The organism is Sphingobium sp. JS3065, assembly GCF_026427355.1.
GTDB lineage: Bacteria > Pseudomonadota > Alphaproteobacteria > Sphingomonadales > Sphingomonadaceae > Sphingobium.
Genome location: NZ_CP102664.1, coordinates 1364218 through 1390862, shown reverse-complemented (window position 1 = coordinate 1390862; position 26645 = coordinate 1364218). Strand labels below are relative to the sequence as shown.

18 protein-coding genes are annotated in these 26645 nt (G+C 54.8%); all 18 read left to right on the top strand.

Features of this window, described 5'->3' with window-relative positions; translation table 11 throughout:
- Positions 1-393 precede the first annotated feature (393 nt).
- The 18 genes from NUH86_RS06640 (at position 394) to NUH86_RS06555 (ending at position 26444) form a co-directional block, all read left to right on the top strand.
- Positions 394-2640: a TonB-dependent receptor gene (locus NUH86_RS06640; RefSeq protein ID WP_267251696.1), complete on the top strand. Its 2247-nt coding sequence runs from the start codon at positions 394-396 to the stop codon at positions 2638-2640.
- A gap of 72 nt (positions 2641-2712) precedes the next feature.
- Positions 2713-3576 carry an SDR family NAD(P)-dependent oxidoreductase gene (locus NUH86_RS06635; RefSeq protein ID WP_267252044.1) on the top strand — a complete coding sequence of 288 codons (864 nt, stop codon included), beginning with the start codon at positions 2713-2715 and terminating at the stop codon, positions 3574-3576.
- A gap of 154 nt (positions 3577-3730) precedes the next feature.
- Positions 3731-4462, top strand: coding sequence for an SDR family NAD(P)-dependent oxidoreductase (locus NUH86_RS06630; RefSeq protein WP_267251695.1), 732 nt, complete (start codon positions 3731-3733; stop codon positions 4460-4462).
- 433 nt (positions 4463-4895) lie between these two features.
- Positions 4896-5816 (top strand): SDR family NAD(P)-dependent oxidoreductase, encoded by a 921-nt coding sequence (locus tag NUH86_RS06625; RefSeq protein ID WP_267251694.1) that lies wholly within the window; start codon positions 4896-4898, stop codon positions 5814-5816.
- Position 5817: 1 nt separating this feature from the next.
- Complete coding sequence (locus NUH86_RS06620; protein WP_267251693.1) at positions 5818-6990, top strand: acetyl-CoA C-acyltransferase; 1173 nt, start codon at positions 5818-5820, stop codon at positions 6988-6990.
- Between the two features lie 108 nt (positions 6991-7098).
- The gene (locus tag NUH86_RS06615) at positions 7099-7560 is read left to right on the top strand and encodes a MaoC family dehydratase (protein WP_267251692.1); all 462 of its coding nucleotides are present in this window, start codon (positions 7099-7101) and stop codon (positions 7558-7560) included.
- Between the two features lie 29 nt (positions 7561-7589).
- Positions 7590-9419 carry an acyl-CoA dehydrogenase gene (locus tag NUH86_RS06610; protein ID WP_267251691.1) on the top strand — a complete coding sequence of 610 codons (1830 nt, stop codon included), beginning with the start codon at positions 7590-7592 and terminating at the stop codon, positions 9417-9419.
- Between the two features lie 630 nt (positions 9420-10049).
- Complete coding sequence (locus NUH86_RS06605) at positions 10050-11654, top strand: flavin-containing monooxygenase (protein ID WP_267251690.1); 1605 nt, start codon at positions 10050-10052, stop codon at positions 11652-11654.
- Between the two features lie 14 nt (positions 11655-11668).
- Positions 11669-12436, top strand: coding sequence for an SDR family NAD(P)-dependent oxidoreductase (locus NUH86_RS06600; RefSeq protein ID WP_267251689.1), 768 nt, complete (start codon positions 11669-11671; stop codon positions 12434-12436).
- Positions 12437-12529: 93 nt separating this feature from the next.
- On the top strand, positions 12530-13468 hold the full coding sequence (locus NUH86_RS06595; RefSeq protein ID WP_267251688.1) for an NAD-dependent epimerase/dehydratase family protein: 939 nt from the start codon (positions 12530-12532) through the stop codon (positions 13466-13468).
- Between the two features lie 60 nt (positions 13469-13528).
- Positions 13529-14929, top strand: a complete 1401-nt coding sequence (locus tag NUH86_RS06590; RefSeq protein WP_267251687.1) for an NtaA/DmoA family FMN-dependent monooxygenase — start codon at positions 13529-13531, stop codon at positions 14927-14929.
- A gap of 462 nt (positions 14930-15391) precedes the next feature.
- Positions 15392-16390 (top strand): AraC family transcriptional regulator, encoded by a 999-nt coding sequence (locus NUH86_RS06585; RefSeq protein WP_267251686.1) that lies wholly within the window; start codon positions 15392-15394, stop codon positions 16388-16390.
- A gap of 316 nt (positions 16391-16706) precedes the next feature.
- The gene (locus tag NUH86_RS06580) at positions 16707-18845 is read left to right on the top strand and encodes a PQQ-dependent dehydrogenase, methanol/ethanol family (protein WP_267251685.1); all 2139 of its coding nucleotides are present in this window, start codon (positions 16707-16709) and stop codon (positions 18843-18845) included.
- 84 nt (positions 18846-18929) lie between these two features.
- Positions 18930-20612, top strand: a complete 1683-nt coding sequence (locus NUH86_RS06575; protein ID WP_267251684.1) for a flavin-containing monooxygenase — start codon at positions 18930-18932, stop codon at positions 20610-20612.
- A gap of 4 nt (positions 20613-20616) precedes the next feature.
- Positions 20617-21561, top strand: a complete 945-nt coding sequence (locus tag NUH86_RS06570) for an alpha/beta hydrolase (protein ID WP_267251683.1) — start codon at positions 20617-20619, stop codon at positions 21559-21561.
- A 54-nt stretch (positions 21562-21615) separates the two neighbouring features.
- A complete protein-coding gene (locus NUH86_RS06565) occupies positions 21616-23100 on the top strand; it encodes an aldehyde dehydrogenase (RefSeq protein ID WP_267251682.1) in 1485 nt (494 codons plus the stop codon).
- A 60-nt stretch (positions 23101-23160) separates the two neighbouring features.
- Positions 23161-23940: an SDR family NAD(P)-dependent oxidoreductase gene (locus tag NUH86_RS06560; RefSeq protein WP_267251681.1), complete on the top strand. Its 780-nt coding sequence runs from the start codon at positions 23161-23163 to the stop codon at positions 23938-23940.
- 50 nt (positions 23941-23990) lie between these two features.
- Positions 23991-26444: a TonB-dependent receptor gene (locus NUH86_RS06555; RefSeq protein WP_267251680.1), complete on the top strand. Its 2454-nt coding sequence runs from the start codon at positions 23991-23993 to the stop codon at positions 26442-26444.
- The last annotated feature ends 201 nt before the right edge of the window (positions 26445-26645 follow it).

Here is a 26645-nt window from a genome sequence, read left to right as displayed (position 1 = left end):
TTAACGCGATCATCTTTTCAGCCGCAGATCTCTGTCGGTTCGGTAGTGCATCACCTCGCGGGCTACGGTGGCATCAGCACTTCTGCCGAGTCTCTGCAGATCAATATGATCAAACCTATCGAATGTGGTACATAAGGTCAAACATTCACCTGCCAGTCGTTCGTGGATGGAAGCCGAATGGGGGCGTTAGTGGGCGTCCGGGCAGCTCACGCGGCGTTGTAGCGCTCCAAGATGCAGCTATTCCATCGAGCCATAAGCGTTTTCTTGCGGGTAGAAGAAATGCGTCGAACACCGCATCTCCAGGTTTTCCGGCACGCCGACGAGAATCTTCTTGACTGAAAATCGCTCGTCACCGAAAGAATGAAAAAAAGTGGTACTAAGAGAGGAAAAATCATGAGGCAGCAATTTATTCTTGGAGCGCTTCTAGGCTCTTGTTCCGCGCTTGCCGGGACTGTCCCAGGATATGCTCAGGTGGCGACAGGCGAAAAAGACAGTACGAGCCCGCTGGCGCAAGCTGCAGAGCCTGCTGGAGCTGATATCGTAATAACTGCCCAGCGCCGCTCGGAAAGGCTTCAGGATGTGCCAATTGCGGTCTCTGCGTTGAGCGGCGACGCCCTGAAAAGCATGGGCGTAAACAAGCCTCAAGATATATTCCGTCAGATGCCAAGTATTACTTTTCAAGCGCCAGCGGGCGCGGCTGGTTTTCCTATCTTCGTCGTCCGCGGCGTGGCCATGTTGGACCTGAGCTATACTAGTGAGTCTTCGGTCGCAACGTATCGCGATGACGTTTATCAAGGAAATAACGCGCTTGCAGCCACGCCAGTCTTCGATCTGGAGCGGGTTGAAGTCTTACGTGGCCCCCAAGGCACTTTGTGGGGGCGTAATGCGACCGGTGGATTGATCAATTTCATATCGGCAAAACCAACGCAGGAGTTCGCCGCCGGTGCGACGGTGCAATACGGCAACTATGATGACGTGGTCTTGGAAGGTTATGTTTCCGGCCCCCTCAGCGATACCGTTCGAGCGCGCCTGGCCGGTCGCTTTAATTCGAACAACGGATACCAGACTGATGTCGTAAATGGTCTTCGTCTGGGGACCACGGATCACGCGGTTGACCTTCGTGGCATTCTGGCTTTCGATCCGACTGACGCATTAAGCATCACGCTGTCTGCGCATTTCACAGATGCGTCGGGTCGGAACGATGGTGGGGCATTCAAAGGTACGCGGCAACCAGGAAATCCTGCTGCTTCCTGTGCCCTTGATCAGGTGCTGGCCAATCAATGTGTCAACAGTCTTGGATATCGTAACCCAACTTTCACCCGGAGCTTAGCTTATTCTGGCGAGGATCTTAGCTTTTCCCGGCATGGTTGGGGTGCAAGCGGCCATATCGAACTGGATCTTGGAGGGGTGACGCTAACGTCGATTACCGCTTATGAAACGATCCGGAAATTTGAGGGCTTTGATGCTGATCGCGCTCCTATAGGCCAGTCAGCAGGACGATTTTTACAAGTTTTCGACATTGACCATGAACAGATTAGCCAAGAAATTCGCTTAAGTGGAAAAAGTGATAAATTGAAGTGGCAAGTCGGAGGTTTTTACTATCACGATAAGCGATTTTACACCTCGAGTTTGCCATTCATACCTGCAGGTAACTGGGCCGATCAGTCTATAACAAGCTACTCTGTGTTTGCTCAGGGCACTTATGCTCTCACCGACACATTCAATCTGACTGCTGGCGCGCGGTATACCAAGGATAAAAAGGATATCCTGCTGGCTGGTGTCTCTGCTGGGAGCGTTCCGGGAACTCGGTTGGGCACAAGAACATTCCTGCTCGATTCTGGGACAGCGCCGGATGCTATCACTTGGCGGCTAGGGGCAGATTATCACGTAGCGCAAGATGTCATGTTTTTTGCAACAGCTTCGACCGGGTATAAAGTCGGCGGCTTTAATGCGACGGGGCAATTTTCGGCTGCGACCGCAGGACCTGTGGCGCCTGAAAAGATCACCGCCTATGAACTTGGTGTCAAATCCAGTTGGCTAGACCGGCGTCTTACCGCTAATTTGACAATATACCATACTATTTGGGATAAAATTCAAGCTGCTGCCACCGTTCCTATTCCAGGGACGAACACCATCGGCGTGGTGTACACCAACATAGGTAAAGCGAAGATCGACGGACTGGAGGCCGAAATTGCTTTCCGTCCAATCGATGAGCTCTCATTTAATGCGGGTCTATCGTTAAATCATAATAAGGTTCGGGCACCGGGGGTCATTATCGGTGGACGGCCGATTGATGGCAACGTCCTAGCTAATACGCCCAAAACCTCCATTTTCGGGGGTTTCAATTGGGAGCCGCGGCTTGCAAATGACAGTAGGCTGATTTTTGGCGCTAACGCGAGTTATCAAAGTCGCAAAAACTTCCGTCCGGACAATTCGCCGTTTACCTATCAACCAGCTTATACACTCGTCGATGCTCGTGCCGGATGGGCCGACGCAAGTGATCGCTATCGGGTGGAGGTCTTTGCGAAGAACTTGTTTGACAAGAAATATTTTGAATCTGGAGCGCCATTTGGCGACGAAGCGATTTATGCGTGGGGCATGCCCCGAACCTATGGAGTACGGGTCACTTCAAAGTTTTAGTACCAACATTCGGCATTAGTTAAGCGCAATCCTAGCGCTTGCGGTTAACGCACACGGAAGGTCTGAGTGGCTATGCAAGCTCGTTTGAAAGGCAAGGTAGCGGTCGTCACTGGCGGGGTGTCCGGTATGGGGCTGGGCATCGTGGAGATGTACGTCCGTGAAGGCGCGAAAGTCGTCGTTGCCGACATTCAGGAATCGAAGGGGGCCGCACTTGAAGCTCGTTTCCGAGGCGACGTCAAATTCTGTCGTTGCGATATCCGGAGCGAAGACGACATCGCTCGGTCTATTTCCATGGCGGAGGAAGAGTTTGGCGGCCTAGATATTATGTGCCATGTCGCAGCCAGTCCTGCGGCCAGGAAAGGTCTGGCTGATGTGACAATCGAGGATTGGGACGATGCGCAAGCCGTGCTTTTGCGCAGTCACGTATTCTTGATCAAGCACTCCATTCCGGCCATGAAGCGCAGGGGAAATGGATCAATTATTCTTTTCTCCTCGGCGTCATGCAAAACTTTCAAAGCACAAACGCCTGTGGCCTATGTGGTTGCCAAAGGTGCTGTTTTACACTTGGGGCGTTGGGCAGCATTCGATCTCGCGAAAGATAATATACGGGTTAACGTCATTGTTCCTGGCATGTACCTCACATCCATATGGGGTGCCACGGTGGGCGCTTCGCCTGCTGTTGCTGACCTTATGCCTCAACACCTGCACGAGATGGCATCGAATTGGCAACCCTTCCCCCGATACGGTCGTCCGTCGGACATAGCTTATGCTGCCACTTATCTCGGTTCGGATGAGTCTGCATTCGTTACAGGAACCGAACTCGCAGTTGACGGGGGACTCAGCGTCCACAGGCCACCGCTGGACCCGGAATATATTACGGAACATCTTCAGAATGCCAAGAAAATGGCTGAGGATGAGTTGGCAGCAGAAGAATAACCAGCACTTTATTTAGAGTTATATTTAACTCGTTCCATCCTTAATATCGGGGCGGTGTTTCAATTCTACGGCTCAATGAATTTGTCCAGCGTCAAGCTAGCCCGCTGATACTTATCAACTTAATTTCGAGGCCGGCCCCTCATGGAGATGACCTATGATTAGGCGTTTTGCGGACAAGACCGTACTTATCACTGGCGGTTCATCGGGCATTGGGGCTGCTTGTGTGGCCGCCTTTCTTTCGGAAGGAGCTAAGGTTGCAAGTGCAGATTTGCGGCTTCCTGAAATAGACCAAGACGAACGAGTTTTGCGTTTAGCGGTTGATGTAAGTGACGCTGCGCAAGCTACAAGGATGGTCGCCGACGCTGTAGACGTTTTGGGCGGAATAGACATTTTGGTCAATAGTGCGGGGATAGGGGCGGTAGAGCCGAGTGAATCTTTGTCGCCCAAGGAGTGGCGCAGGACGCTCGCCGTTAATCTCGATGGCTGTTTCTACGTGTCGCAGGCTGCAATTCGGCATATGCTTGAAGGTGGGAAAGGGGGCGCCATCGTTAATATCGGTTCCATCCTAGGTCATGTCGGGTATCCAGAGCACGCCTCTTACACCGCCGCTAAAGGAGCCGTTGTCAATCTGACCCGCTCATTGGGTATCGAGTTTGCGTCTAGGGGCATCCGTGTAAACTGCGTTTCTCCCGGATTCGTTCGCACGCCAATGGTTGAGTTGCAGGCAACAGACGACATAATGTCTCAACTGGTCGCAGCTCATCCCATCGGGCGAATTGCCGAACCGGAGGAAATCGCTAAACCGGTGCTATTCCTCGCTTCGGACGAAGCCAGTTTTATTGTCGGCGCGCATATCATGGTTGATGGCGGTTACACTGCGGTGTAGCGCGCGAGAAGGTCGTAGCTTCGAACAAAGGCTGGTTCATCCAAGCATATTCTCAGGTTGACGAGCGAGTAATGCCGCATTGCTGTCGCGTGACGACGTCGCTTCTTAATCTGGCTTGATATGAAGTGATCAGTACCCTCGTGGTGCCTTCGAAGGCCCGCGAGGGCCATATTAGTGATGCAGTTGACGTTCTCGAAACGTGCATCACGCGGCGTGCGTGGTCGGACTGTTCCACACAGAAAGCGTCTCCGGCATTTTAGACCGCGTTACATTGGTGATCATTACAGAAGCGAAGCCGGCATTCCGGATTAACCGGTACGAATATTCAAATAATATTGACCCTATGAACGAGTCGGCTTAGAACGGCGTCGTTGCTTATGCGAGGTTTCAGGCGTTTGGCTGGTCCGGCGCGTACCTCAAGATGGAGAGTTGTATGGTGGATCTTAGTGGCCGCGTCGCAATTGTAACAGGGGCAGGTGGCGGTTTGGGGCGCGAGCATGCGCTGCTTCTTGCTCGGCAGGGAGCCAAGGTGCTCGTCAATGATCTTGGTGGCGCGGCGGATGGCACGGGGGCTTCCTTATCAGCCGCTGAAAAAGTGGTATCAGAAATCAAATCAGCTGGTGGTGAGGCAATTGCGAACGGTGCTTCTGTAACCGATTATGCTGAAGTGGAAGCGATGGTTGCCGATGTGATCGCGCGCTGGGGTCGCGTGGATATTCTTGTCAATAATGCGGGCATTCTTCGCGACCGGACGTTTGCCAAAATGGATCTGGCCGATTTCCGTGCAGTGGTGGACGTCCACCTGATGGGCGCCGTTAACTGCACCAAGGCAGTTTGGGATCTCATGCGCGATCAGGGTTATGGTCGTATTGTTATGACTACCTCGTCGTCAGGCCTTTACGGCAATTTCGGGCAGTCGAACTATGGTGCGGCCAAGCTGGCGCTCGTGGGGTTCATGCAAACACTTGGTCTGGAGGGCGAAAAGTACAACGTGCGCGTCAATTGTCTGGCGCCAACAGCCGCAACGCGGATGCTCGAAGGCTTGATGCCTCAGAATATGCTCGATGCTCTCGCTCCAGCCCAGGTAAGCCCCGCCGTTCTGGCCCTCGTCTCCGAAGCTGCGCCAAATCGGGCAATCATTTGTGCTGGCGCAGGGAGCTTCGAGGAGGCCAACATCACCCTGACGTCTGGCATCTTCGTTCCACCCGGGGAAGATGCGGCAGAGCAAATCCTTAGCCGGTATGCCGAGCTTACCGATCGCGACGGGGAGATTGTTCCCGAGCGCGGTGGCGTCCAGGGTGATGTTGAATTGCGGAAAGCTGGTTTCCGCCTCGCAGTGACCCAGGAGGCCTGAAATGCGCGATGCTGTGATTGTGTCTATGGCCAGAACGCCGATCGGTCGCGCCTATCGGGGCGCGTTTAACGCAACGCCCGCGCCCACGCTCGCGTCGCACGCAATCGTCGCGGCGGTCCAGCGTGCCGGCGTCGATCCTGCTGAGATTGACGACGTTCTGCTAGGCGCGTCGCTGCAGCAGGGGCATCAGGCCACTATTGGCCGTACCGCAGCACTGCGCGCGGGACTTCCCCATACGGTTTCGGGCATGTCAATTGACAGGCAATGTTCTTCGGGTCTGATGACCATTGCTACCGCGGCAAAGCAGATCGTCGTGGATCGCATGGACGTCGTAGTGGCGGGGGGTGTCGAATCGATCTCGCTTGTCCAGACGGCGGAATTACGCGTAACCGCGGACCCGGAACTTGTCGCAATGGTGCCCGACATGTTCATGCCGATGCTGGATACCGCGGAAACAGTGGCAAAGCGTTACGGTATTAGCCGCGAAGCGCAGGACGAATATGCACTGCAATCGCAGCATCGTACCGCCTTGGCCCAGGCCGGCGGTGCATTTGACGAGGAGATCGTCCCGGTCGAGGCGAAGATGAAGCTGACCGATAAAGCCACCGGTGCATCGAGCTACAAGGACGTTCGCATCATCAAGGACGAGGGCAATCGCCCCGAGACCACGATCGAAGGGCTTCGCGGTCTCAGGCCGGTCCTGGATGGTGGCTGCATAACCGCCGGTAATGCCAGCCAATTGTCCGATGGTGCCGCGGCTTGCGTCGTCATGGAAGCAGGTCTCGCAAGTCGGCGGGGTCTCGTACCATTAGGGCGCTATGTCGGCATGGCCGTTGCCGGTACGAAGCCTGATGAGATGGGCATTGGACCGGTCTTTGCAGTGCCCAAATTGCTGGAGCGCTTCGGCTTAAAAATGGACGACATCGGACTTTGGGAGCTGAACGAAGCGTTTGCGGTGCAGGTGCTCTATTGTCGGGACACGCTGGGCATTCCCAATGACCTTCTGAACGTCAATGGGGGGGCCATTTCGATTGGGCATCCATATGGCATGTCGGGCACGCGGATGGTCGGCCACGCTCTGATTGAGGGCAAGCGACGCGGTGCGCGCTTCGTCGTGGTGACGATGTGTGTGGGGGGTGGCATGGGCGCTGCGGGGCTGTTCGAAGTGCTGTGAGAATATCGAAAGCCGCGCCTTAACGCCGTTGGTTTCCCAGCTTTCAGGGTCAGCGCGGGTCAAGCGTCAGGGAAACCTGGCGATTTGTAAGCAAATAGGGGTATATCCATGAGCGTGCCGCGCATTGGACTGGATGATTACAGGGCATTGGTCGGGCAAACGGTCGGCACTTCGAATTGGGTGGCGCTCGACCAGGTGCGGATTAATCAATTCGCAGCTGTGACCGAAGATCGGCAGTTTATCCATATCGATCCCGAAGCGGCTAGTCACACTCCCTTCGGTGGCACAATCGCCCATGGGTTTCTTTCGCTGTCGATGTTGTCCGCCATGGCTGAAACAGGTCTTCCTAAGATCGCTTCGGCCATGATGGAAATAAATTACGGCTTTAATCGCGTGCGCTTTTTGAAGCCGGTACTGTCCGGCAAGCGGGTACGTGCGGTTTTTACTCTATTAAACCTTGAGCAGCGCGCGCCGGGGCAACTGCTCTCTACTGTCGGGGTCAACTTGGAAATCGAGGGCGAAACAACTCCGGCTGCGATTGCCGATTGGCTTGTAATGACGATCCTTTGAATTCCATGTGACCAATTTACGATTTCAAATTGGTCGCCGGAGCATCCAACATCGAGGTTTTTATCGTGTCACCCATCGTCGACCGCCGTAATATCGAGTTCGTTCTTTTCGACGTATTCGGACTGGGCGAAATTTTAGCCAGCCCGTTTTATGCTCATTGTGATCGTGACACGGTGGAACAAATACTTGACTCTGCGGAGCGAATGGCGACGGAGATCTTTCTACCGTCGGCGGTAGAACTGGACGCAAATCCACCCCGTATGGTTGACGGCAAAGTGCAAATCATTCCCGAGGTTGGCGCTGCCCTTGCGGCTTACGCCGACGCCGGGTTGTCAGCGCAGACCTTTGGACACAATGATGGTGGACTGCAGTTGCCGTATACCATGGCAATGGCGGTCGATGGCATGTTCATCGCGGCTAACCAGGCGATTGCCAACTACGCCATCCTGACGACGGCCGCGGCTCATTTGCTCGTGGCATTCGGTACCGACGAGCAGAAGCGGCTTTACGCAGCGCCCATGATTGAGGGACGTTGGACCGGTACAATGTGCCTTTCCGAACCTCAGGCTGGATCGTCATTGTCGGATATCACCACTCGGGCCGAGCCTGCTGGAGATGGCAGCTACCACCTTCACGGATCGAAGATGTGGATTTCTGGTGCTGGGCATCAGATCAAGGAAAATATCGTCAATTTGGTACTTGCGAAAATCCCGGGAGGGGCGGCAGGGGTCAAAGGCATTTCCCTGTTTATCGTGCCACAGCGGCTAGTCGATAAGGATGGTAATCCTGGCGCAGACAATAATGTTACGCTGGTGGGCCTGAACCACAAAATGGGGCAGCGTGGTATCACGAACTGCATGCTCAATTTTGGAGAAACGGGCGCCACGGTTGGGTATCTCGTTGGTGAGCCGCATCAGGGCCTCAGATACATGTTCCACATGATGAATGAGGCGCGGATCGGTGTCGGTCACGGTGCGGCTATGTCGGGGCTGGTTGGATATCTTTACTCGCGATCATACGCGCAGGAGCGACTTCAAGGTCGCCGGATCGGTCAAAAGGATCCCAAGACACCGCAGGTTCCGTTGATCGAGCACCCAGACATTCGCCGAATGTTGCTGGCGCAAAAAACCAAAGTCGAGGGCGCGATCGCGCTGTGCTACTACTGTTCGCTATTGATCGACAAGGCGGCAGTCTCGGAGGGTGATGAAAGAAAGGATGCCAGCATCCTGTTGGATATTCTTACCCCGATTGCTAAGTCATGGCCGTCGGAGCACTGTCTTCAAGCGAATGATCTGGCTATCCAGGTCCTTGGCGGCGCAGGATATACCTTGGATCACCCCGTCGAACGGCTTTATAGGGACAATCGTCTGAACCCCATTCACGAGGGCACTGTCGCAATTCACGGCCTTGATTTATTGGGACGCAAGGTTCGACTGGAAGGCGGTCGCGGTCTGCACTTACTGGCAGATCGCATTAACGAGACTATTCGGCAGGCACTGGGCAGCAATGCCTTGTCCCCGTATGCGGCTAGACTTGCTGAGGCGCTAGCGCAGATGCAGAGAGCAACTGCCGCTGTTATCGGTCAGACTAATGACGAACTTGGTCTGGCCAACGCTACGCTTTACCTCGACGCGGCCGGAACCGTGGTCGTTGCGTGGCTGTGGCTGTGGCAAGCGGTGACTGCCGAGCGTAGGCTCGCCGACGAGGATATGCTGGACGAAGCTTTTTATCGAGCAAAATTGGCCGCATGCCGATATTGCTTCGAGTACATATTGCCGGCCACCGAGAACAGCTTCGCGCTGGTGGAAAAGCTCGACGATACGTTCCTCAGCATGCCACTCGACCAAATACTTGCATGACATTCGTCCTTGCAAGGACGGTCCAAACCGGGAGCACCGATCGGGCTGCGCAACCGGGGGGCCGAGCCGAAGTACAGTTCACCATTGGGGTCTTTATTCGACGTTTTCAGACCGGTCGAGGAGGCGGTAGAAATTTTCGGGGCTTGGGTGCTGGCAAGGGGCGGGGGGAAACCCTGGCGTAAGCGCAATCCATACCATGATTATGAACCGAGACATACTTCGGGCTACTGCACAAGCAGGATGCACTTGATCAATATGATAGCGCTGTGGCCAACTATAATTTGATCATCTATACCAGTTTTAAGCTCTCAGCTCGCAGCCTCTGCTCGTCATGGCAAGCCTTGCTGCTATCCTCTTGGCAGGTGATCCAAGGTCCTCCCCTATTTGCTGCCTGGATGCGCAATCACCCCAGAAAACTTGGCTATAGTCGCAAGATCGGCTTTCTGGCCGACTAGGCAGGATTAATTGAGATCGTTTACCGTCGCTGACCTGTGCGTTCCCCCGCTATCGACAGGCGCTCATTCGAACAAGCTTGCAACATCTTTTAAAAAACAGTACCTATTATGAAACGGTGCTGACTCGGTTGATGCGAGGGCTCCGGAGAAGGTTGTGTTTGAGAGAGGCGTTTTCATGGGCAAGGTAGAGTTCCACGAAGTTATCGTGATCGGTGCCGGTTTTGGTGGCATCGGTATGCTGAACCGAATGAAGCAGGATGGACGCGATGTGCTTTGCCTCGAAGCAGGGAGTGATGTCGGGGGCGTTTGGTTCTGGAACACGTACCCCGGGGCGAGAACAGACAGCGAGGCCTGGTACTATTGTTTTTCTGTCTCTGAAGAATTGGGGCAGGAGTGGAACTGGACTGAGCGTTATCCGAAGCAGGACGAAGTTCGCCAATATTTGAGCTATGCTGCGGACAAGCTCGATGTTCGGAGCAATATTGTCTTCAACTCGAAAGTTGACAAAGCGATATATGACGCGGATCGCAGGCAATGGAGCGTTTCCGTCGGTGACAAAGAATATGCTTGTCGATTCCTTATCTCCGCTATGGGCATCCTTTCGTCCGTTTTTATCCCCCCATTTCCCGGTCTCGACGTATTCGAGGGGCGCGTCCTGCTCACTGCGCGATGGCCGGATGAAAAGCCCGATTTTACCGGGCGGCGGGTCGGCCTGATCGGGACCGGCGCCACCGGCGTTCAGATTGTGCCTGAAGTCTCCCAGCACGCCGATAGTCTGACCGTTTTTCAACGGACGGCCAATTTCGTCATTCCCGCGCAGAACCACGATCTGGATGATGAGTTCAGGGCTGACATCAAGCGGAGATATCCGCAAATCTGGCAAAAGGTTGACCGGCATGCCTTCGCCATGCCCATGGATGTCACAGGCCGCCTTTACCGGGATTTCACCGAAGACCAGCGCATGGAAATTTTCGAAGAGGGGTGGCGACGAGGTGGTTTCCGTTTCCTCTTCGAGACCTTTGATGACGTCATGGTCGATCCTGAATGCAACCAAGCCGCGAGCGAATTTATTCGCGCCAAGATCCGCAGCATTGTGAAAGATCCTGAGACGGCCGAGCTTCTTTCCCCTCGTGATCATCCTTACGCTTCCAAGCGTCCGCCAGCAGGGCACGGTTACTACGAGGCTTACAACAACCCCAAGGTAACGCTGGTAGATATCAAGACCAACAAGATCGAGCGTGTGATTCCTGAGGGATTGCAGCTTGAGGATGGATCGATCTTCGAGTTTGATGACCTGATTATCGCTACCGGGTTTGACGCTTTTACCGGCGCGCTTACTTCGGTCGAAATTCGTGGTAAATCGGGCCAGACTATTGCGGAAAAATGGGCTGAGGGCGCGAAAACCCTATTTGGCGTAGCAACGCACGACTTCCCCAATTTCTTCATGATAACGGGTCCGTTGGCAACGTTCGGGAACGTGCCGACCACGATCGAGCGCAATATCGATTGGATCGGAGATGCAATAAAATTCGTCCGTTCGCAAAGCAGCGATGCAGTCATGGAAGTGACCGAGCAGGCCGAGCAAGGTTGGGCTGATCTGGCCCAAGAAGTTATTGATACCACGGTCCTCAAGGACGGGGTCGGTGCAAATTCATGGATTCTGGGTGCTAACATCCCAGGTAAGAAGGTCGCTCCGGTAGCCTACCTTGGCGGTTTTCATAACTACGTCGATAAGCTGAGGGCCGAGAAGGCACCTTACCCCAGCTTCGTACTGAAGTAAGGGGCGGGGTATCTATGTTCGATCTTGCCGGAAAGGTCTGCGTCGTCACGGGGTCAACTCGCGGCATTGGAAAGAGTGTTGCCCTTGCCTTGGCCAAGCGGGGCGGGAAAGTGGTCATCTCGTCCCGCAAGGCGACAGCATGCGACGAGGTAGCTTCGGAAATCAACAGTATCTGCGGTTCCGAGGCTGCGATCGCGATCAGCGCCAGCATCGGTGCAAAAGACCAACTCCAGAACCTGGTCGATGCAACAGTCGCGCGTTTAGGCGGCCTTGATGTGCTCGTCTGCAATGCAGCAAGTAATCCGGCCTACGGTCCCATGTCCGAACTTGAGGATGATCAGTTTAGGAAGCTTCTGGAAAACAATATCCTTGCGACCCATTGGTTGGTCCAGATGGCATCTCCGCACATGATCAAGCGGGGAGGGGGCTCGATCATCATCATGTCCTCCATCGGAGGCATGCGGGGATCCATGGTGATCGGCGGATACAACGTCACAAAGGCGGCCGATCTGCAGATTGTCAGGAACATGGCGCAGGAGCTCGGTCCACATGGAATTCGCGTCAATGCAATTTCGCCCGGACTGATCAAGACTGATTTCGCTAAGTCGCTGTGGGACAACCCGGAGTTACTTGAGAAATTTAAGCAAGGTTCGGCGCTTCGATCGATCGGCGCGCCTGAAGATATTGCCGGAGCTGCGGTCTTCCTTGCTTCTGAGGAGTCAAGATTTGTTACAGGCCATAATCTTGTAGTTGATGGTGGCGTAACAATTATGGGTGACTAAGAAGTGCTAGTTTATACAGCGATCAATACTGTCATGTCCTGTGCGTATCTATAAGCAAACAGACAAAAATTAATTTTCGAAGGGTGAGGTCATATGGCGAATATTTTGGTCACGGGGGGAACGGGACTTCTTGGAGGTCCGACTGTTAAGAGGCTTGTCTCCCTCGGCCACAAGGTCGTGGTCTATGATCTTTCACCCAATCTCGAAAACCTCGGCCAGGTGAGGGATGAGGTGGAGATCGTTCGCGGCGATATCGCCGATTTGCCAAAGCTCATGCGGACGGTGAAGAAGGGCCGGATCGAGCGGATCATTCACCTGGCAGCTATCATAAAGCATCATTCCGTCGCCGATCCGCTAAGTGCCGTCATGGGCAACTGCGCTGCGACCGCGTATCTTTGCGAACTCGCAGAAGCTCATGAAATTGAGCGGATGGTCTGGGCCAGCACCGCCGGGGTATATGGTCGGATGGAACGATACCCCGAGGGAGCACTGGTTACTGAAGACGATCTCGTAGGTCCGTCGAGCCCCTACGGCGCCACCAAGGTTGCCTGCGAGCAAATAGCCGAGGCATACCACAATAACAATGGCCTCGATGTCGTCGGCTTCCGTCTCGCTTATGTTTATGGACTTGGTCGGCTTTCTGGAGCCACTGGACAATTCAATGATATGCTGCGTCGGCTTGCTCTGGGCCAACACGCGACCTTTCCGGCGCTCGCTGGCGGTCCTTCGTCGAAGTGGCAGCCCATGTTTAATGAGGACATGGCTGAGGTGTTCTGTGCGGCAGCCTTCGGTCCGAAGGCTGACCGAAGAATTTACAACGCACCGGTCGATCAAACTGTGACTGTCGAGCAATCGATGGCAATTTTGCGAGAACTGATCCCGGGAGCGTCGATTGATCTGTCAAACGACGCTGTCGGTCAAGGAACGGTTCCCCTGATGGACGGAAGCAACGCGCAGAAGATGTTCAAGGTGCATCTGAAGCACGATCTGAAAGCCGGCTGGGCAAAAATGCTCGAGAGCTATCAGAGGTAGACCTGAAATAATCACCAACGGTATTCCGCAGCAAGTTCGCGGGGTCTGAGGAGAATTTAAATGTCGAATGATGTAACGGGGCAGTCAGGAAAGCGTCGTCCGCTCAAATTCTGCATGTTCACGACAAATTCACCGTCCGGATATCCTGGTACGCCATGGAATCAGCCGCTGGCGGCAGGGCATGATTACAGGTCCCTGAAGTCATGGATCCAACTTGCCCGCGATCTGGAAGCGGCGAAATTCGACGCGATCTTCTGGGCGGATCATTCCGGAGTTTATGACACCTTTGGCGGATCGCGCGACGCTACGGTGCGGAATTCGGTGCAATTCCCGATCAACGATCCCGCGACCCTCATATCCGCGCTCGCCGCTGCGACGGAAAATCTCGGTTTCGCATTCAGCGAGAACGTGATCCAGGCTCCGCCTTATTCGTTCGCCCGCCGCGTTGCTTCACTCGATCATCTGACCGAAGGTCGTGTGGCATGGAACATAGTCACATCCTTTCAGCGGACGGCGTGGCGTAACGTGGGCTTTGAAGAAGTTGCTACGCACGCGGAGCGCTACGAACGCGCTGCCGACTATGTCGATGTAGTCTACAAGTTGCTGGAAGGCAGTTGGGAGGACGATGCGGTCGTCCGCGATGTAGACTCGGGCGTTTACGCAGATCCGGCCAAGCTCCATCCCATCGACCATGTCGGCAAATTCTACAGTTGTGCCGGTCCATTCTGCGTCGAACCTTCACCTCAGCGAGTACCTGTTTTGTTCCAGGCAGGTTCATCGTCTGACGGGCGGGCCTTTTCGGCTCGTAACGCAGAAGCGGTATTTATCTCGGCAAAAAGTCCGAAAGGTGCTGAAACATTTGTCAACGACCTCCGCTCGCAACTCGTAGAGGTTGGTCGAAACGCCGATGACGCGCTCGTATTTCAGGCGTTCACATGCATTGTCGGCGCCACGGAGGAAGAAGCGCAGCGGAAGTCTGCCGAGTATCATGCGTTCCTGAAGGATGAGGCGGGGCTGGCCTATCTGAGCGCAGCCATGGGTGTAGACCTCAAGGATGTTGATGTCGATACACCGATTGGAGACCTCAACACGGAAGCGATGCAGGGCGCTCTGCGTGCGCTCGCAGAAGGTTTTCCGAACAAGCAGTGGACTTTCCGCGAGGCGTTGATGAAGGCTATGTATCCGCATGCTGTAGGCACTGCGGACCAAGTCATTGCTCATATAGAAGAATGGGCTGCGTCCGGAATCGATGGATTAAACATCGCATTTTTGAACGGGGCAGGAGAATTGGCTGACTTCTCGCGCTATCTCGTTCCCGAATTGCAACGACGTGGTTTGATGCAGACCGATTACGCCCCGGGAACGCTTCGCAAGAAATGGTTTGGAACATCGCGCCTTAACGATCGGCATCCTGCGGCCAAATATCGTCACAGGGCGCTGGCCGGTGACGCCGCATCTTAAAAGGCTCAGGGGGACAGAGTGCCGGATGACAAAAGCCGGTCTCTGTCCAGCACATGGTCGGCACTAGGGAGATTGTGGCTCGGAACGGCCCGTTACCTCCGCGCGATCACAGCCCGAAGGACGTAGGGTGCCTGGCCTGTATTCGCGATGAGGCCTCTCATTCATAGCGTGCTGGCGCCTCGCGCTCACCTCCGGCGGTGTGCAAAGTCCAAAAAAGCGGTTCGGGGTGTTGGTATTGGGAGTTGCCGGCGATCTGGGGGGATGTCAGCCAGCCAGCCCTTCAGACCATTGGCTCTGGGTATCGCTATACCACTGCGCCAGATTATGCAGAGAGTATTGCAACGCTGAAAAAAAATGGTACATTCCTAGAAAATATAATCATTGGGATAGGATAATGAGATGAGGGCAGACGCGCTCTCCGTGCAATTACCTAACCACAGCGCCCGCATAATGCGAGACGTCTTGTCCCGCCGGATGGGGATCAATTGGCAGGATTTCTGCCGTCGATCTGGCGTGGATCCAACTGTAACGGATATGCAGAATGCCGTTACGGCTGGGGCTGAACTGCGATTGCAACAGGGATTCTTTGCTGCAACGACGAATACAAGCAATCTCTGGGTGGAACTGGGACTCGGCTATAGAGCAGCCAGTTATGGCTCGTTTGGCATTGCCATGATGACCGCCGAAAATCTTGGCGAAATATTTGCCGGCTGCTCGCAGTATCAGGCGCTCACATATTCGTTGATCAAATACAATCTTATCGCTGCTGCAGACGGGTCCAGCCGCCTTGTGGGTGAGGATGCGGGAATACCGGGCGCGTTCCGCAATTTTTCTCTGTATCGAGATTTAGGTCTCATTCGTACGCTGATACAAGATTTGACAGGCAACTCAGGCGAGGTGGTGGAAGGAATTTCGTTGGCAGCCCCTCCGCCGGAGAACTGGGATGAATTACAGGCCTCTTTTCCTTGCCCGGTCGAATTCAATGCCCAAATCACACAATGGCGGTTCAGACGCGGTGCGACCAGCGTTCCGGCGATTATGTCCGACAGGAACCTCTGCGATGCTTACACGCAAGAGTGCGTTCGGCAAATTACAGCCTGCCAACCGCCAGTGTCATTGGTGCAGCGACTGGAAGCGCTGCTGGACAGCGATGAAGACTGGTTCCCGTCCCTTTCCGAAGCGGCGCGCCGCTTTGCAATGTCGGAACGAACCTTCCACCGGCGATTAAAGGATGAAGGACGGACACTCTCGGAAGTGATCAACGACGCCAAAATTCGCAAGGCAAAGAAGCTGCTGGCGAGCCGTTCCGCGTCGCTACCGGACATTGCGATGAAGCTGAGGTTTTCGGATGCCTCCGGACTTTCTAGGGCGTTTAAACGCCAGACGGGAATGAGTATTAAAGATTTCCGCGAGGCCTTACCCCCGTTGGGAGGGGCGCTTTCTATGCTATACCGACATTGACATCGTCTCGATGCGGGCCTTGCCGGAGCTTTGGGATCTAGCCACGATGGTGCCTGACTGCATTCCCTCGTACGCGCATAGCTGCGTTCACAGCCCGAGTGCCTTTCGTGCCGCCACGCAGATTGAGGACGTCAATCGACGAGCGATTTCAGAATGGCGAGAACGGACTTGAGAATGGCCATCCAGGACATTGCCGAAAAAACTTGTACCACTATTCAAGTGTCATATGCGTCGAGCCGCGCGAACGCGGCCAAGTGGGCTCGCGAACATGGTGCTGTGACAGCGTCATTGCCGGATAGTTAGATAGGAGAGCAGGGTGAACAGGCATTTTTTGGTAGGTTGGGCGAGCGCGGCGGGGCTAATCCTGTCTGGCTGCTCTGCTACCAAGAGCAATGCCTTTGACGACGGAGCGACCGATCAGGGTTGGGCCTTGCACGGACGATCTGTGAATGGCGCGCGGTTTAGCCCAATGTCTAACATCAACTCGGGCAACATCCGCGAACTCGGGCTCGCCTGGTCCTTCAAGATTGATCCGGACCGGGGGATGCAGGCCACCCCGATTGTCGTGGACGGCGTCATGTATGTCACCGGTCCGTACAGCATCGTATATGCACTTGACGCAACGACGGGACAAGAGTTGTGGCACTACGACCCTGAAGTCGATCGTGGAATAACGGGTAGAGGTTGTTGTGGCCCTAACAATCGTGGCGTCGCTGTGGCGAACGGCAAAGTCTATGTTGGTGTTTTTGATGGACGACTGGTGTCGCTGGATGCCAAAAGCGGGAAAGTGGTTTGGAGCGCCGATACGATCGTAGATCGCGCTCGGAACTATACCATCACGGGTGCGCCAGTCATCGCCGGAAACGTTGTGGTCATCGGCAACGGAGGGGCGGAATTCGGTGTTAGAGGCTATATCACGGCTTATGATCTAAATACTGGCAAACAGGCATGGCGCTTCTTTACCGTACCGGGCGGACCGGGTGCTCCGGATTCCAACACTCGGGCAATGAAAATTGCCCAGCCCACCTGGTACGGCAAGGGATATATCGAGCAGGGCGGTGGCGGCACCGTCTGGGATTCGATGATTTACGATCCGGAGCTCGACCTTCTCTATATCGGAGTGGGCAACGCTTCCTTCTTTAACCGCACGCTGAGAAGCGAAGGGAAGGGCGACAATCTCTTTGTCTCGTCGATCGTAGCCTTGCGTCCAAAGACTGGCGAATATGTCTGGCATTACCAGACTACACCCGGAGATTCCTGGGACTACACCGCTACACAGAATATGATCCTGGCCGATCTTCAAATTGGAAACCGTAAGCGCAAGGTCATCATGCAGGCGCCTAAAAACGGCTTCTTCTATGTCCTTGACCGGGTCACCGGCCAGTTTATCTCGGCGAAGAATTTCGTGCCGGTGAACTGGGCTAGCGGGATCGATCAGAAAACGGGTCGCGCGATCGTAAATGAAGCGATTGCTCGATATGGTCCGGGCGAAGCCAAAGTGGTTTCACCGGATTCCGTCGGCGCGCATAACTGGCAGCCAATGTCGTTCAGCGCTCAGACTGGGCTGGTCTACATTCCAGCTCAGATTACGGCGGGCTTCTTTCAGGAGCTCACTCAGGCTCCGATGTCAAAGCACCTCGGAACGATGAACGTCGGCGGCATCACGGGCCCGGCCCCTATTCCGGCACCCGGCAGGGGTGATGTGGTGAAAGATGGCAAGTTCCCCAGCCTGGGCAATGAGCGCGACCGAGAGGCCATCGCCCGTTCTTGGAAGGGACGATTGATTGCCTGGGATCCGATCCGGCAACGGGCAGTCTGGTCGCATGACTATGATACGATCTGGAATGGCGGGGTTCTATCCACGGGTGGCGACCTTGTGTTTCAAGGCACTGCGGACGGTCGCCTAGTCGCGTTTCGCGCTAGCGATGGCAAGCTGTTGTGGCAGTTCTCCGCGCAGACAGGCGTGATGGCGCCACCGGTCACCTACCGGATAAAAGGTGAGCAATATATCGCTGTGGCGGCAGGCTGGGGTGGCATCTTTCCGCTGCTCAATGGGGCTTTGGCGCCCAAGGTGGACGTCCTTTCAAGCGCGCGGATCCTTGTGTTCAAGCTTGGCGGCAAGGAAACGCTCCCCCCACAAGTATTGCCCGACCGTCCACTGGTTGCGCTGCCCGCAAACGGAGGCGGAAAGGACATCAAGGCGGGCGCTCTTAATTACGCCATTCACTGCTCAGTTTGTCACGGTGCAGACGCAGTCGCCGGTGGCGCCGGACCGCCGGACCTGCGGTCTATCTCACCGGAAGTGTACGAGGCGTTTCCAATGCTTGTGAAGGGGGCCCTGACGTCCGTTGGAATGCCGGACTTCAGCGAAAAACTCTCTGATAAAGAGATCGTTCAAATACGGCAATATATTGCAAGTAGGAACGCCGATCTTCGCCGAGAAAAAAGTAAATAACGTTCAAATCGCCGTTAAGTTAATCGAACATCATATCCGCCGTAGAGGTAAAGTGAATTGCGTACGGTTTTCGGGAGAGTCCAGATGGAGTCCAATATTGTGAACAAGGCGGACGGGAAGATCAGCTCGCCTGGCGACGAACGCTTCGATGCAGTTGTTGTCGGCGCCGGCTTCTCCGGGATGTACATGTTGCACAAGCTGCGAAAGCTCGGGCTTTCTGCGATCGTCATTGAAGCCGGGCCCGAAGTTGGCGGCGTGTGGTACTGGAACCGTTATCCGGGTGCTCGTTGCGACGTTGAAAGCATACAGTACCAATATGGCTTCTCCGAGGAAATCCTGCGCGAGTGGACCTGGTCTGAGCGGTACCCCAGCCAGGCCGAAATCAACAAATATCAGAATTACGTAGCAGATAAACTCGAGCTGCGTCGCGATATTCGCTTTAACACGCGGGTGATGTCCGCGTACTACGACGAGGCGTCCGGGCGCTGGGTAATCCAGACGGATCGCGGTGAAAAAATTTCCTCGCAATTTTGCATCATGGCGACTGGCAACCTCTCGGTCCCGCGCATCCCTGATTTTCCGGGGCTCGAGACATTTGAGGGCGCAACCTATCATACGCACGACTGGCCCAGTAGCGAAGTAAATTTCGCTGGCAAGCGCGTGGCAGTCATCGGAACCGGATCATCCGGTGCTCAGGTGATCCCGGAAATTGGTGCGCAGGCCGGTCAATTGACTGTATTTCAACGTACCGCGAATTACTGCGTGTCTGCCTTCAACGGTCCCCTAGAGCCCGGCTACGTCAAGGAAGCCAAAGCGCATTTCTTCGAACAACGTAAAAAAGCTGCCTATAGTTTCGGCGGACTAGCAACGCCTTTGGGAACCGAAAGCGCTCTTGAACTGACCCCGGAGGAAGCGCGGAACAGATTGGAAGGCCGGTGGGATCGGGGCGGTCTAGAACTGCTCAATACCTTTTACGATCTCTTGTTGGATCGGGCTGCCAACGATGTCGGGGCAGAGTTCGTGAAAACGAAGATGCGCGAAAAGCTTGGTGATCCTGAATTGGCGGACCTGCTGATACCCAAGGATTACCCTTTAGGTGCCAAGCGGCCTTGCCTTGACGCCGGCTATCTCGATACCTTTAAGCGACCCAATGTCCGACTGATCGACGTCAACAAATCGCCGATCGAGCGGGTTGTTGACAGAGGCGTCATCGCGGGCGGCGTACTTCATGAATTTGATGCAATAGTCTTCGCCACGGGCTTCGATGCTATGACTGGTGCCTTGTCGCAGATCGACATTCGTGGCCGCAAGGCCATCTCGCTGCGAGACGAGTGGTCTGCGGGACCACGTACGCTGCTCGGGCTCATGGTCGCTGGCTTTCCAAACTTTTTCAATGTCATCGGACCCGGTAGTCCATCGGTGCTCACCAACAATCTGGTGGCCATCGAACAGCATGTCGAATGGATTGCCGATTGCATCGGCGACATGAAAGCCGATGGCATCTCCCTTATTGAAGCGCGACGTGACGCGCAAGACGCGTGGGTGGATCATGTTAACGAGGTCGCATCGCGAACGCTGCTTCCGGCTGCAAACAGCTGGTATCTCGGTGCAAACGTTCCAGGTAAGCCACGTGTTTTTATGCCTTATACAGGTGGCCTCGATGTCTACCGCCGTAAGTGCGAGCAGGTCCGTGCCAACGGCTACGAGGGTTTTACATTGACGAAAGGCGTTGTGACTCAGAGCGCAGTCTTGGCCGGGGAGGGTTAGGGCCATGGCCAGCAGATTGGACCCCCAATTTGAAGCATCGGTTGCTCAAATGGAGACTTATCAGCCATTTTCCTCGGTCCCACGAGGAAATTGGCAGCAATTGCGCCAAACCGCCGATGCTGTTTTTGCAGCCGCTGCGACGGCTTTGGTTCTTCCTGATGCCGTGACTGTCTCCGTGCGTGAAACACGATCCGACGATGGCCGGGCTGTCGGTTTGCGGTGGTACCAGCAAAAGGCGGGTTCTTCGGGCCCTGCAGTACTGTATATTCACGGTGGAGGCATGATCTCTGGTTCTGCCGAGAATTACGACGGGGTGGTAGCATCTTACGTAGCTGCTACCGGCGTTCCCATGCTTTCGGTGGATTACGCCCTTGCCCCGGAACACCCTTATCCGGTGCCGTTGGAAGATTGCGTGGCAGGGCTGACTTGGCTCATCGACAATGCAGAAGGGCTGAATGTCGATCCGGCGAGGATCGCGGTGATGGGTGATAGCGCTGGTGGCGGACTGGCGGCGGGCCTAGCAGCAGCAGCGCGGGACAGGGGCATAGCGCTGGCGCGCCAAATCCTCATCTATCCCATGCTAGACGATCGTCGAACGGAGGTTGATCCGGCAATAGCGCCATACGCGACGTGGACAGCCGACAACAACTGGACTGGCTGGCAGGCGCTACTGGGAGAGCGCATTGGTGGTGATCTCGTACCTGCACTAGCGGCACCGGCGCGGCTGACAAATTTCTCTGGACTACCACCGACTTACATCGAGGTAGGCGATCTTGATATCTTTCGCGACGAATCTATTGCTTTTGCTTTGAACTTGGCGAGGGCCGGGGTGCCACTGGAACTACATGTCCATAGTGGTGTGCCTCATGGTTTTGAATTTCTCGCCCCGCAGGCCGACGTCACCGCAAGGGCAATGACAGATCGTCTCAGGACCATTTCGCAGCTCTAGCGGACAAGGACGCCTGGCCTTCGGCATTTTCAGCATTTTGATAGGACGTGATAGATGAGTTCCTTCAGAACTTCCCAGATTAAACACCCGGACAAGTTGTTTATCAACGGCATCTGGACTGCGCCTTCCACAGCAGGCCGCATTGACGTCTACGATAGCGCGAGTGAGGAGGTGTTCCTGTCGGTGGCCGATGCACAGGCTGCCGATGTGGAACTCGCGGTCACAGCGGCGCGTCAGGCCTTCGACACAGGGCCGTGGCCGCGGATGAGCCACGCCGAGCGAGCAACGTACCTCGAAAAAATTGCTGCAGGCCTTACGGCGAGGGCGGGCATGCTCGCAGACCACTGGAGCGCCGAGGCGGGAGTTTTGCGCTCAATGTCGGAGTACTCCGGCCCAGGCCTAGCGCAAGTCTTTAGTTATTATGCGGGACTGGCAAACTCGTTCGCATGGCAGGAAACGCATCAGGCCGGGGATGGCAAACCCGCCCTGCTTGTCCGGGAGCCAGTCGGTGTGGTCGCGGCCATCGTGCCATGGAATGCTCCCGGACTGATTATGGCGTACAAGGTCGCGCCAGCATTGATTTCGGGTTGTACGGTGATCGTCAAGGCGTCTCCAGAAGCGCCGAGCGCGCCATATATTCTCGCGGAAATCTGCGAAGAGGCCGGGTTGCCTGCAGGCGTATTGAATGTTCTGACAGCGCAGAGAGAGGTTTCCGAACTGCTGGTGCGCGATAACCGTGTGGACAAGATTACCTTCACCGGATCCACCGCGGCAGGGCAACGGATCGGCAGCATATGCGGCGAGCGCATCGCGCGCTGTACTCTGGAACTTGGTGGCAAGTCACCCGCAATAATTTTGGATGACTATGATCTGGAACTGGCAGCAGAATCCCTAGCAGCATCGACGGCGCTTATGACAGGTCAGGTTTGTGCCGCATTAAGCCGGATCGTTGTTCCCAAACGACGCCATGATGCGTTTGTGGAGGCACTTGCATGTGCCTTGGGGAGGTTCAAGGTAGGTGATCCGTTCGCCACGGACACTCAAATGGGCCCATTGTCATCTTCTGTGCATCGCGACAGAGTCGAGCGGTACATTGCAGTCGGAAACGCTTCGAAGGCGCGACTGGCCCTGGGGGGCGGGCGTCCGCGCGATCTAAATCGGGGCTATTATATAGAGCCGACGGTCTTTTCAGATGTTGATAATCGTGACGTAATTGCGCGCGAAGAGATCTTCGGACCAGTCGTCTGCGTTATTCCTGCCGATGACGAAAATCAGGCAATCGATATTGCCAATGATAGTGAATTTGGTTTGAACTCCAGCGTTTTCACGCACGATCCGGAACGCGCTTACGCGGTAGCGCGTCGACTGCGGACCGGTACCGTAGGCATCAATGCATTCAAGTTCGATTTCGGTATTTCGTTTGGCGGGTTCAAGCGCTCAGGCATTGGCCGCGAGGGCGGACGTGACGGTGTGTTGCCGTTTCTCGAGGCGAAAACCATTCTGTTCGAAGAAATGCCGACAACGGCTGTCGCGTTATGAACCAGCGTACAAAAGCTGGTTAACAGCACCGTTAACTCAAGACCATGATCGAGTAAATCCATGTCAACTTCCAATTTGATGGGCACTGTATCGCTGGTGACCGGTGCCTTGGGTGGCATAGGTCGGGCGACCGCGAGAGTGCTTATTGACGCCGGCTCGACTGTGCTGGCTACCGATCTCGTTGCCGAGTCCGACGAGTTTGGATCAGGGAATTATCGACGATTGAATATAACGGACCAGCAAGACTGGCAGGCTGTCATAGCCGATATTGAAGCCCGCCATGGTCGTCTCGACAACCTGATCCATTGCGCGGGCGTTGAGCATGTCGCGTCTATCGCGTCGACATCGGTGGATGACTTTCGCCGCTGTATGGACGTAAACGTTGCAGGTAGTTTCCTGGCACTGCAATCCTCACAGGATTTGTTAGCGCGCAGCGGCAAGCTACGCAAAGGCGGGGCGTCCGTCGTGCTCTTGTCATCCGTGGGAGGAATTCGCGGTGGCCTTAATCAGGCTGCGTACTGTGCCAGCAAGGGGGCAGTACGTCTGTTAGCAAAAAGCGCAGCAGTAGAATATGGTATCACAGGTATACCAATTCGCGTAAATAGTGTTCATCCCGGGTGCATCGAGACGGGAATGATGGACCGAATTTACGAAAAAATGGTACAAGATGGACTTTTCCCGGATATTGTATCTGCGCGAAATCTTTATTCGTCGCGCCATCCTGTTGGCAGAATGGGAAAAGCAGACGAGGTCGCAACAGCAATATTACTCCTTTGTTCTGAAGCATCAAGTTTCATGACTGGATCTGAGATGGTTATAGACGGAGGTCTTACGGCCTAGTATATTCAGAAACAGCTAAAAAATTGACGATATTTATTGGGGAGGCATATATGATTTACTCGCTTGGCAAGTTTACCTGTTCCGTAAGCGTAATTGCTTTGGGTTTTGGCGTATTAACTGGCGCTGCGCACGGACAACAAAATACTGACGCTGCGGCGGAGGGCGCCGGCGGCATCGTGGACATCCTCGTAACGGCGCGTAAACGCTCTGAAAGCGCGCAAAGCGTTCCCGTTGCGGTCACCGCGATTTCGGCAGAGACGATTGTGGCGCGTGATCTTACCAGCCTGGAGCGTATTGCTGCCGCCACGCCCACGCTTACAGTCGCCCGCGCTTCGACCGGCTCTGGCGCACAGATAACGATGCGTGGGGTTGGCTCGTCTTCCACGTCAATCGGTATCGAACAGTCGGTCGCAACGGTTGTCGACGGCGTTTACTACGGGCAGGGGCGCACTATTAACGAGGGCTTCTTTGACCTCGCCCGTGTTGAGGTTCTTAAGGGCCCACAGGCTCTATTTTTTGGCAAAAATGCAACGGCAGGTCTTATCAGCATCACGACTGCAGACCCAACCGACAAAACTGAAATCATTGCGCGTGCTGGCTATGAATTCAAATCACAGCAGATTCAGACTGAACTGATCGGTTCCATGCCGCTCAGTGACACGTTCGGGATACGTGTCGCCTTGCGGGGATCGAAGATGTTCGGCGGCTATTACAACAATATTTCGACGCCTTTCGCTTTTGCATTTTACCCCAATCATATCGCTCAGCCTGCAGACTCGGAAACGCCTGGTGAACGGGAACTGCTTGGACGGATCACGCTCAAATGGGAGCCGACCTCCGATATCACCAACACGATCAAGCTGTCTGGCACGCATAGCAAAGTGAATAACGCTGGATGGAACAGTGTTATTTTTTATTGTCCAACAGGCGTTAGCCAATTGAACGGCCAGGCGTGCCGCCGCGACTTCGTCACACGGCAAAATAACCTTCCCTCCGACATTGCGCCCTCGATCCCGTTCGCATCCAAGGACGGATCACTTTTTAACCGGTACAAATCCTATGCGGCCACGAACACGTTCGAATGGAACTTAGGGGATGTTTCGCTTACGAACGTGACAAACTACAACTGGAACAACAACCGTTTTCTGATTTCGGCAGATCTTCAGTCCAATCCTTTTGGGGGTATCTGGACAACTGAAAATTCCACATATCATGCTTTCTCGAATGAGTTTCGGGTGCAAACGCAGTATGATGGCCCGGTCAATGTGATGGCGGGTGGAATGTATCTGAAAACCCGGCGTGACTATGCTCAGTACAACGTCATTGCCAACGTTGAAGATGCCACCCAGCCACTTGATACGCGCTACCTCACCAATTACAAGATTTCCTATACCGACGGGGAGACGCTCGCGGGTTTTGGGCAGGTCACCTGGAAATTCTTGCCAAAGCTGGAGATAGCGGGCGGTGTTCGTTACACGCATGAAACAAAGGACAGCTACTTTACCCAGCCCTATGTCACGTCCCTGATTCCGATCTTTCGGCCGCAAAACTCAGCCGACGGACTGGGAGTAGTGACCGCAAACCAGGTCTTCAACGACTGGTCGCCTGAATTCACGCTGACCTGGAAGCCGATTGACGACATTATGGTCTACGGGGCGTACAAAACCAACTATAAGTCGGGTGGCTTCTCGAACGGGGGGATCAACAGTCTTCTTTCTTCCAACCCGCAAGGTGATTTTGCGTTCGGTGCAGAGAAGGCCCGTGGATTTGAAGTGGGGCTGAAATCGACATTGCTAGATCGCCAACTTAGACTTAATTTGAATGCCTATTCCTACAAGTATGCTGACCTTCAGGTTGACTATTTCAACTCCGCCGTATTCGCCTATCAGACGCTGACTGCGGATGCCCGAACGAAAGGCGTCGATCTAGACTTTGAATTTGCCCCTCGGTCCGTCTCGGGCCTGAATGTCCATGGATCGGTGAGTTACAACAAGGCAAAGTACACCAGCTTCTTTGGTCCGTGCTTTACTGGACAGACGCCATCGGAGGGGTGCCTTTTTGCGAACTCAGCAGGCGCGCTTCCGACAGGCGCGCAAATTCCAGCTTATCAGGATTTAGCCGGACAGCCTCTTTCGGTAGCGCCGCATTGGACCGGTTCGCTTGGCATCGGGTATGAAATTCCTGTCGGGCACGACCATATGTTTGGCGTGTCAGTTGATGGCCGATATTCAAGTGGATATCTAGCGTCGGGATTTGCTCAGCCTGATAGCAGGCAGGGTTCCTATGCGACGCTTGACGCATCGGTCCGGTTTGGCGCGGAAGATGGGCGCTGGGAACTGGCGGTCATTGGCAAGAACCTTACTAACCAATTTTACATTCAAGGGGCTTTTGATGCCGCTTCAACCGGAGCCGGTACCGGAACTGCTGCCGGTGTCCGCGCTGATCAAGCGGGTCTAGGAGCTCTACCGCGCACGGTTCAGGTCAGACTGTCCACGAGGTTCTGATAACGCAAAGGGGCGGGGGGCCAGGCATGCAACCGGCTAGCCCTGACCTTCGTCCCTGTTTGCCCCTCAATAATGCGGGATATCGGCGGCCTTGATCTGATTGCGAAAGCTGGTCGGCACTTTTTATGCAAACTGCGTCGCGGCAGCACAAAAGATGGTTGGTAGGTTCGGCAATCAGGATAAAATTAACCAGCAGTTTTG

Bases quoted from the DNA above. Each gene is read 5' to 3' on its own strand.
- NUH86_RS06640 (WP_267251696.1), top strand. From the start codon at position 394: ATGAGGCAGCAATTTATTCTTGGAGCGCTTCTAGGCTCTTGTTCCGCG.
- NUH86_RS06635 (WP_267252044.1), top strand. From the start codon at position 2,713: ATGCAAGCTCGTTTGAAAGGCAAGGTAGCGGTCGTCACTGGCGGGGTG.
- NUH86_RS06630 (WP_267251695.1), top strand. From the start codon at position 3,731: ATGATTAGGCGTTTTGCGGACAAGACCGTACTTATCACTGGCGGTTCA.
- NUH86_RS06625 (WP_267251694.1), top strand. From the start codon at position 4,896: ATGGTGGATCTTAGTGGCCGCGTCGCAATTGTAACAGGGGCAGGTGGC.
- NUH86_RS06620 (WP_267251693.1), top strand. From the start codon at position 5,818: ATGCGCGATGCTGTGATTGTGTCTATGGCCAGAACGCCGATCGGTCGC.
- NUH86_RS06615 (WP_267251692.1), top strand. From the start codon at position 7,099: ATGAGCGTGCCGCGCATTGGACTGGATGATTACAGGGCATTGGTCGGG.
- NUH86_RS06605 (WP_267251690.1), top strand. From the start codon at position 10,050: ATGGGCAAGGTAGAGTTCCACGAAGTTATCGTGATCGGTGCCGGTTTT.
- NUH86_RS06600 (WP_267251689.1), top strand. From the start codon at position 11,669: ATGTTCGATCTTGCCGGAAAGGTCTGCGTCGTCACGGGGTCAACTCGC.
- NUH86_RS06595 (WP_267251688.1), top strand. From the start codon at position 12,530: ATGGCGAATATTTTGGTCACGGGGGGAACGGGACTTCTTGGAGGTCCG.
- NUH86_RS06590 (WP_267251687.1), top strand. From the start codon at position 13,529: ATGTCGAATGATGTAACGGGGCAGTCAGGAAAGCGTCGTCCGCTCAAA.
- NUH86_RS06575 (WP_267251684.1), top strand. From the start codon at position 18,930: ATGGAGTCCAATATTGTGAACAAGGCGGACGGGAAGATCAGCTCGCCT.
- NUH86_RS06570 (WP_267251683.1), top strand. From the start codon at position 20,617: ATGGCCAGCAGATTGGACCCCCAATTTGAAGCATCGGTTGCTCAAATG.
- NUH86_RS06565 (WP_267251682.1), top strand. From the start codon at position 21,616: ATGAGTTCCTTCAGAACTTCCCAGATTAAACACCCGGACAAGTTGTTT.
- NUH86_RS06560 (WP_267251681.1), top strand. From the start codon at position 23,161: ATGTCAACTTCCAATTTGATGGGCACTGTATCGCTGGTGACCGGTGCC.
- NUH86_RS06555 (WP_267251680.1), top strand. From the start codon at position 23,991: ATGATTTACTCGCTTGGCAAGTTTACCTGTTCCGTAAGCGTAATTGCT.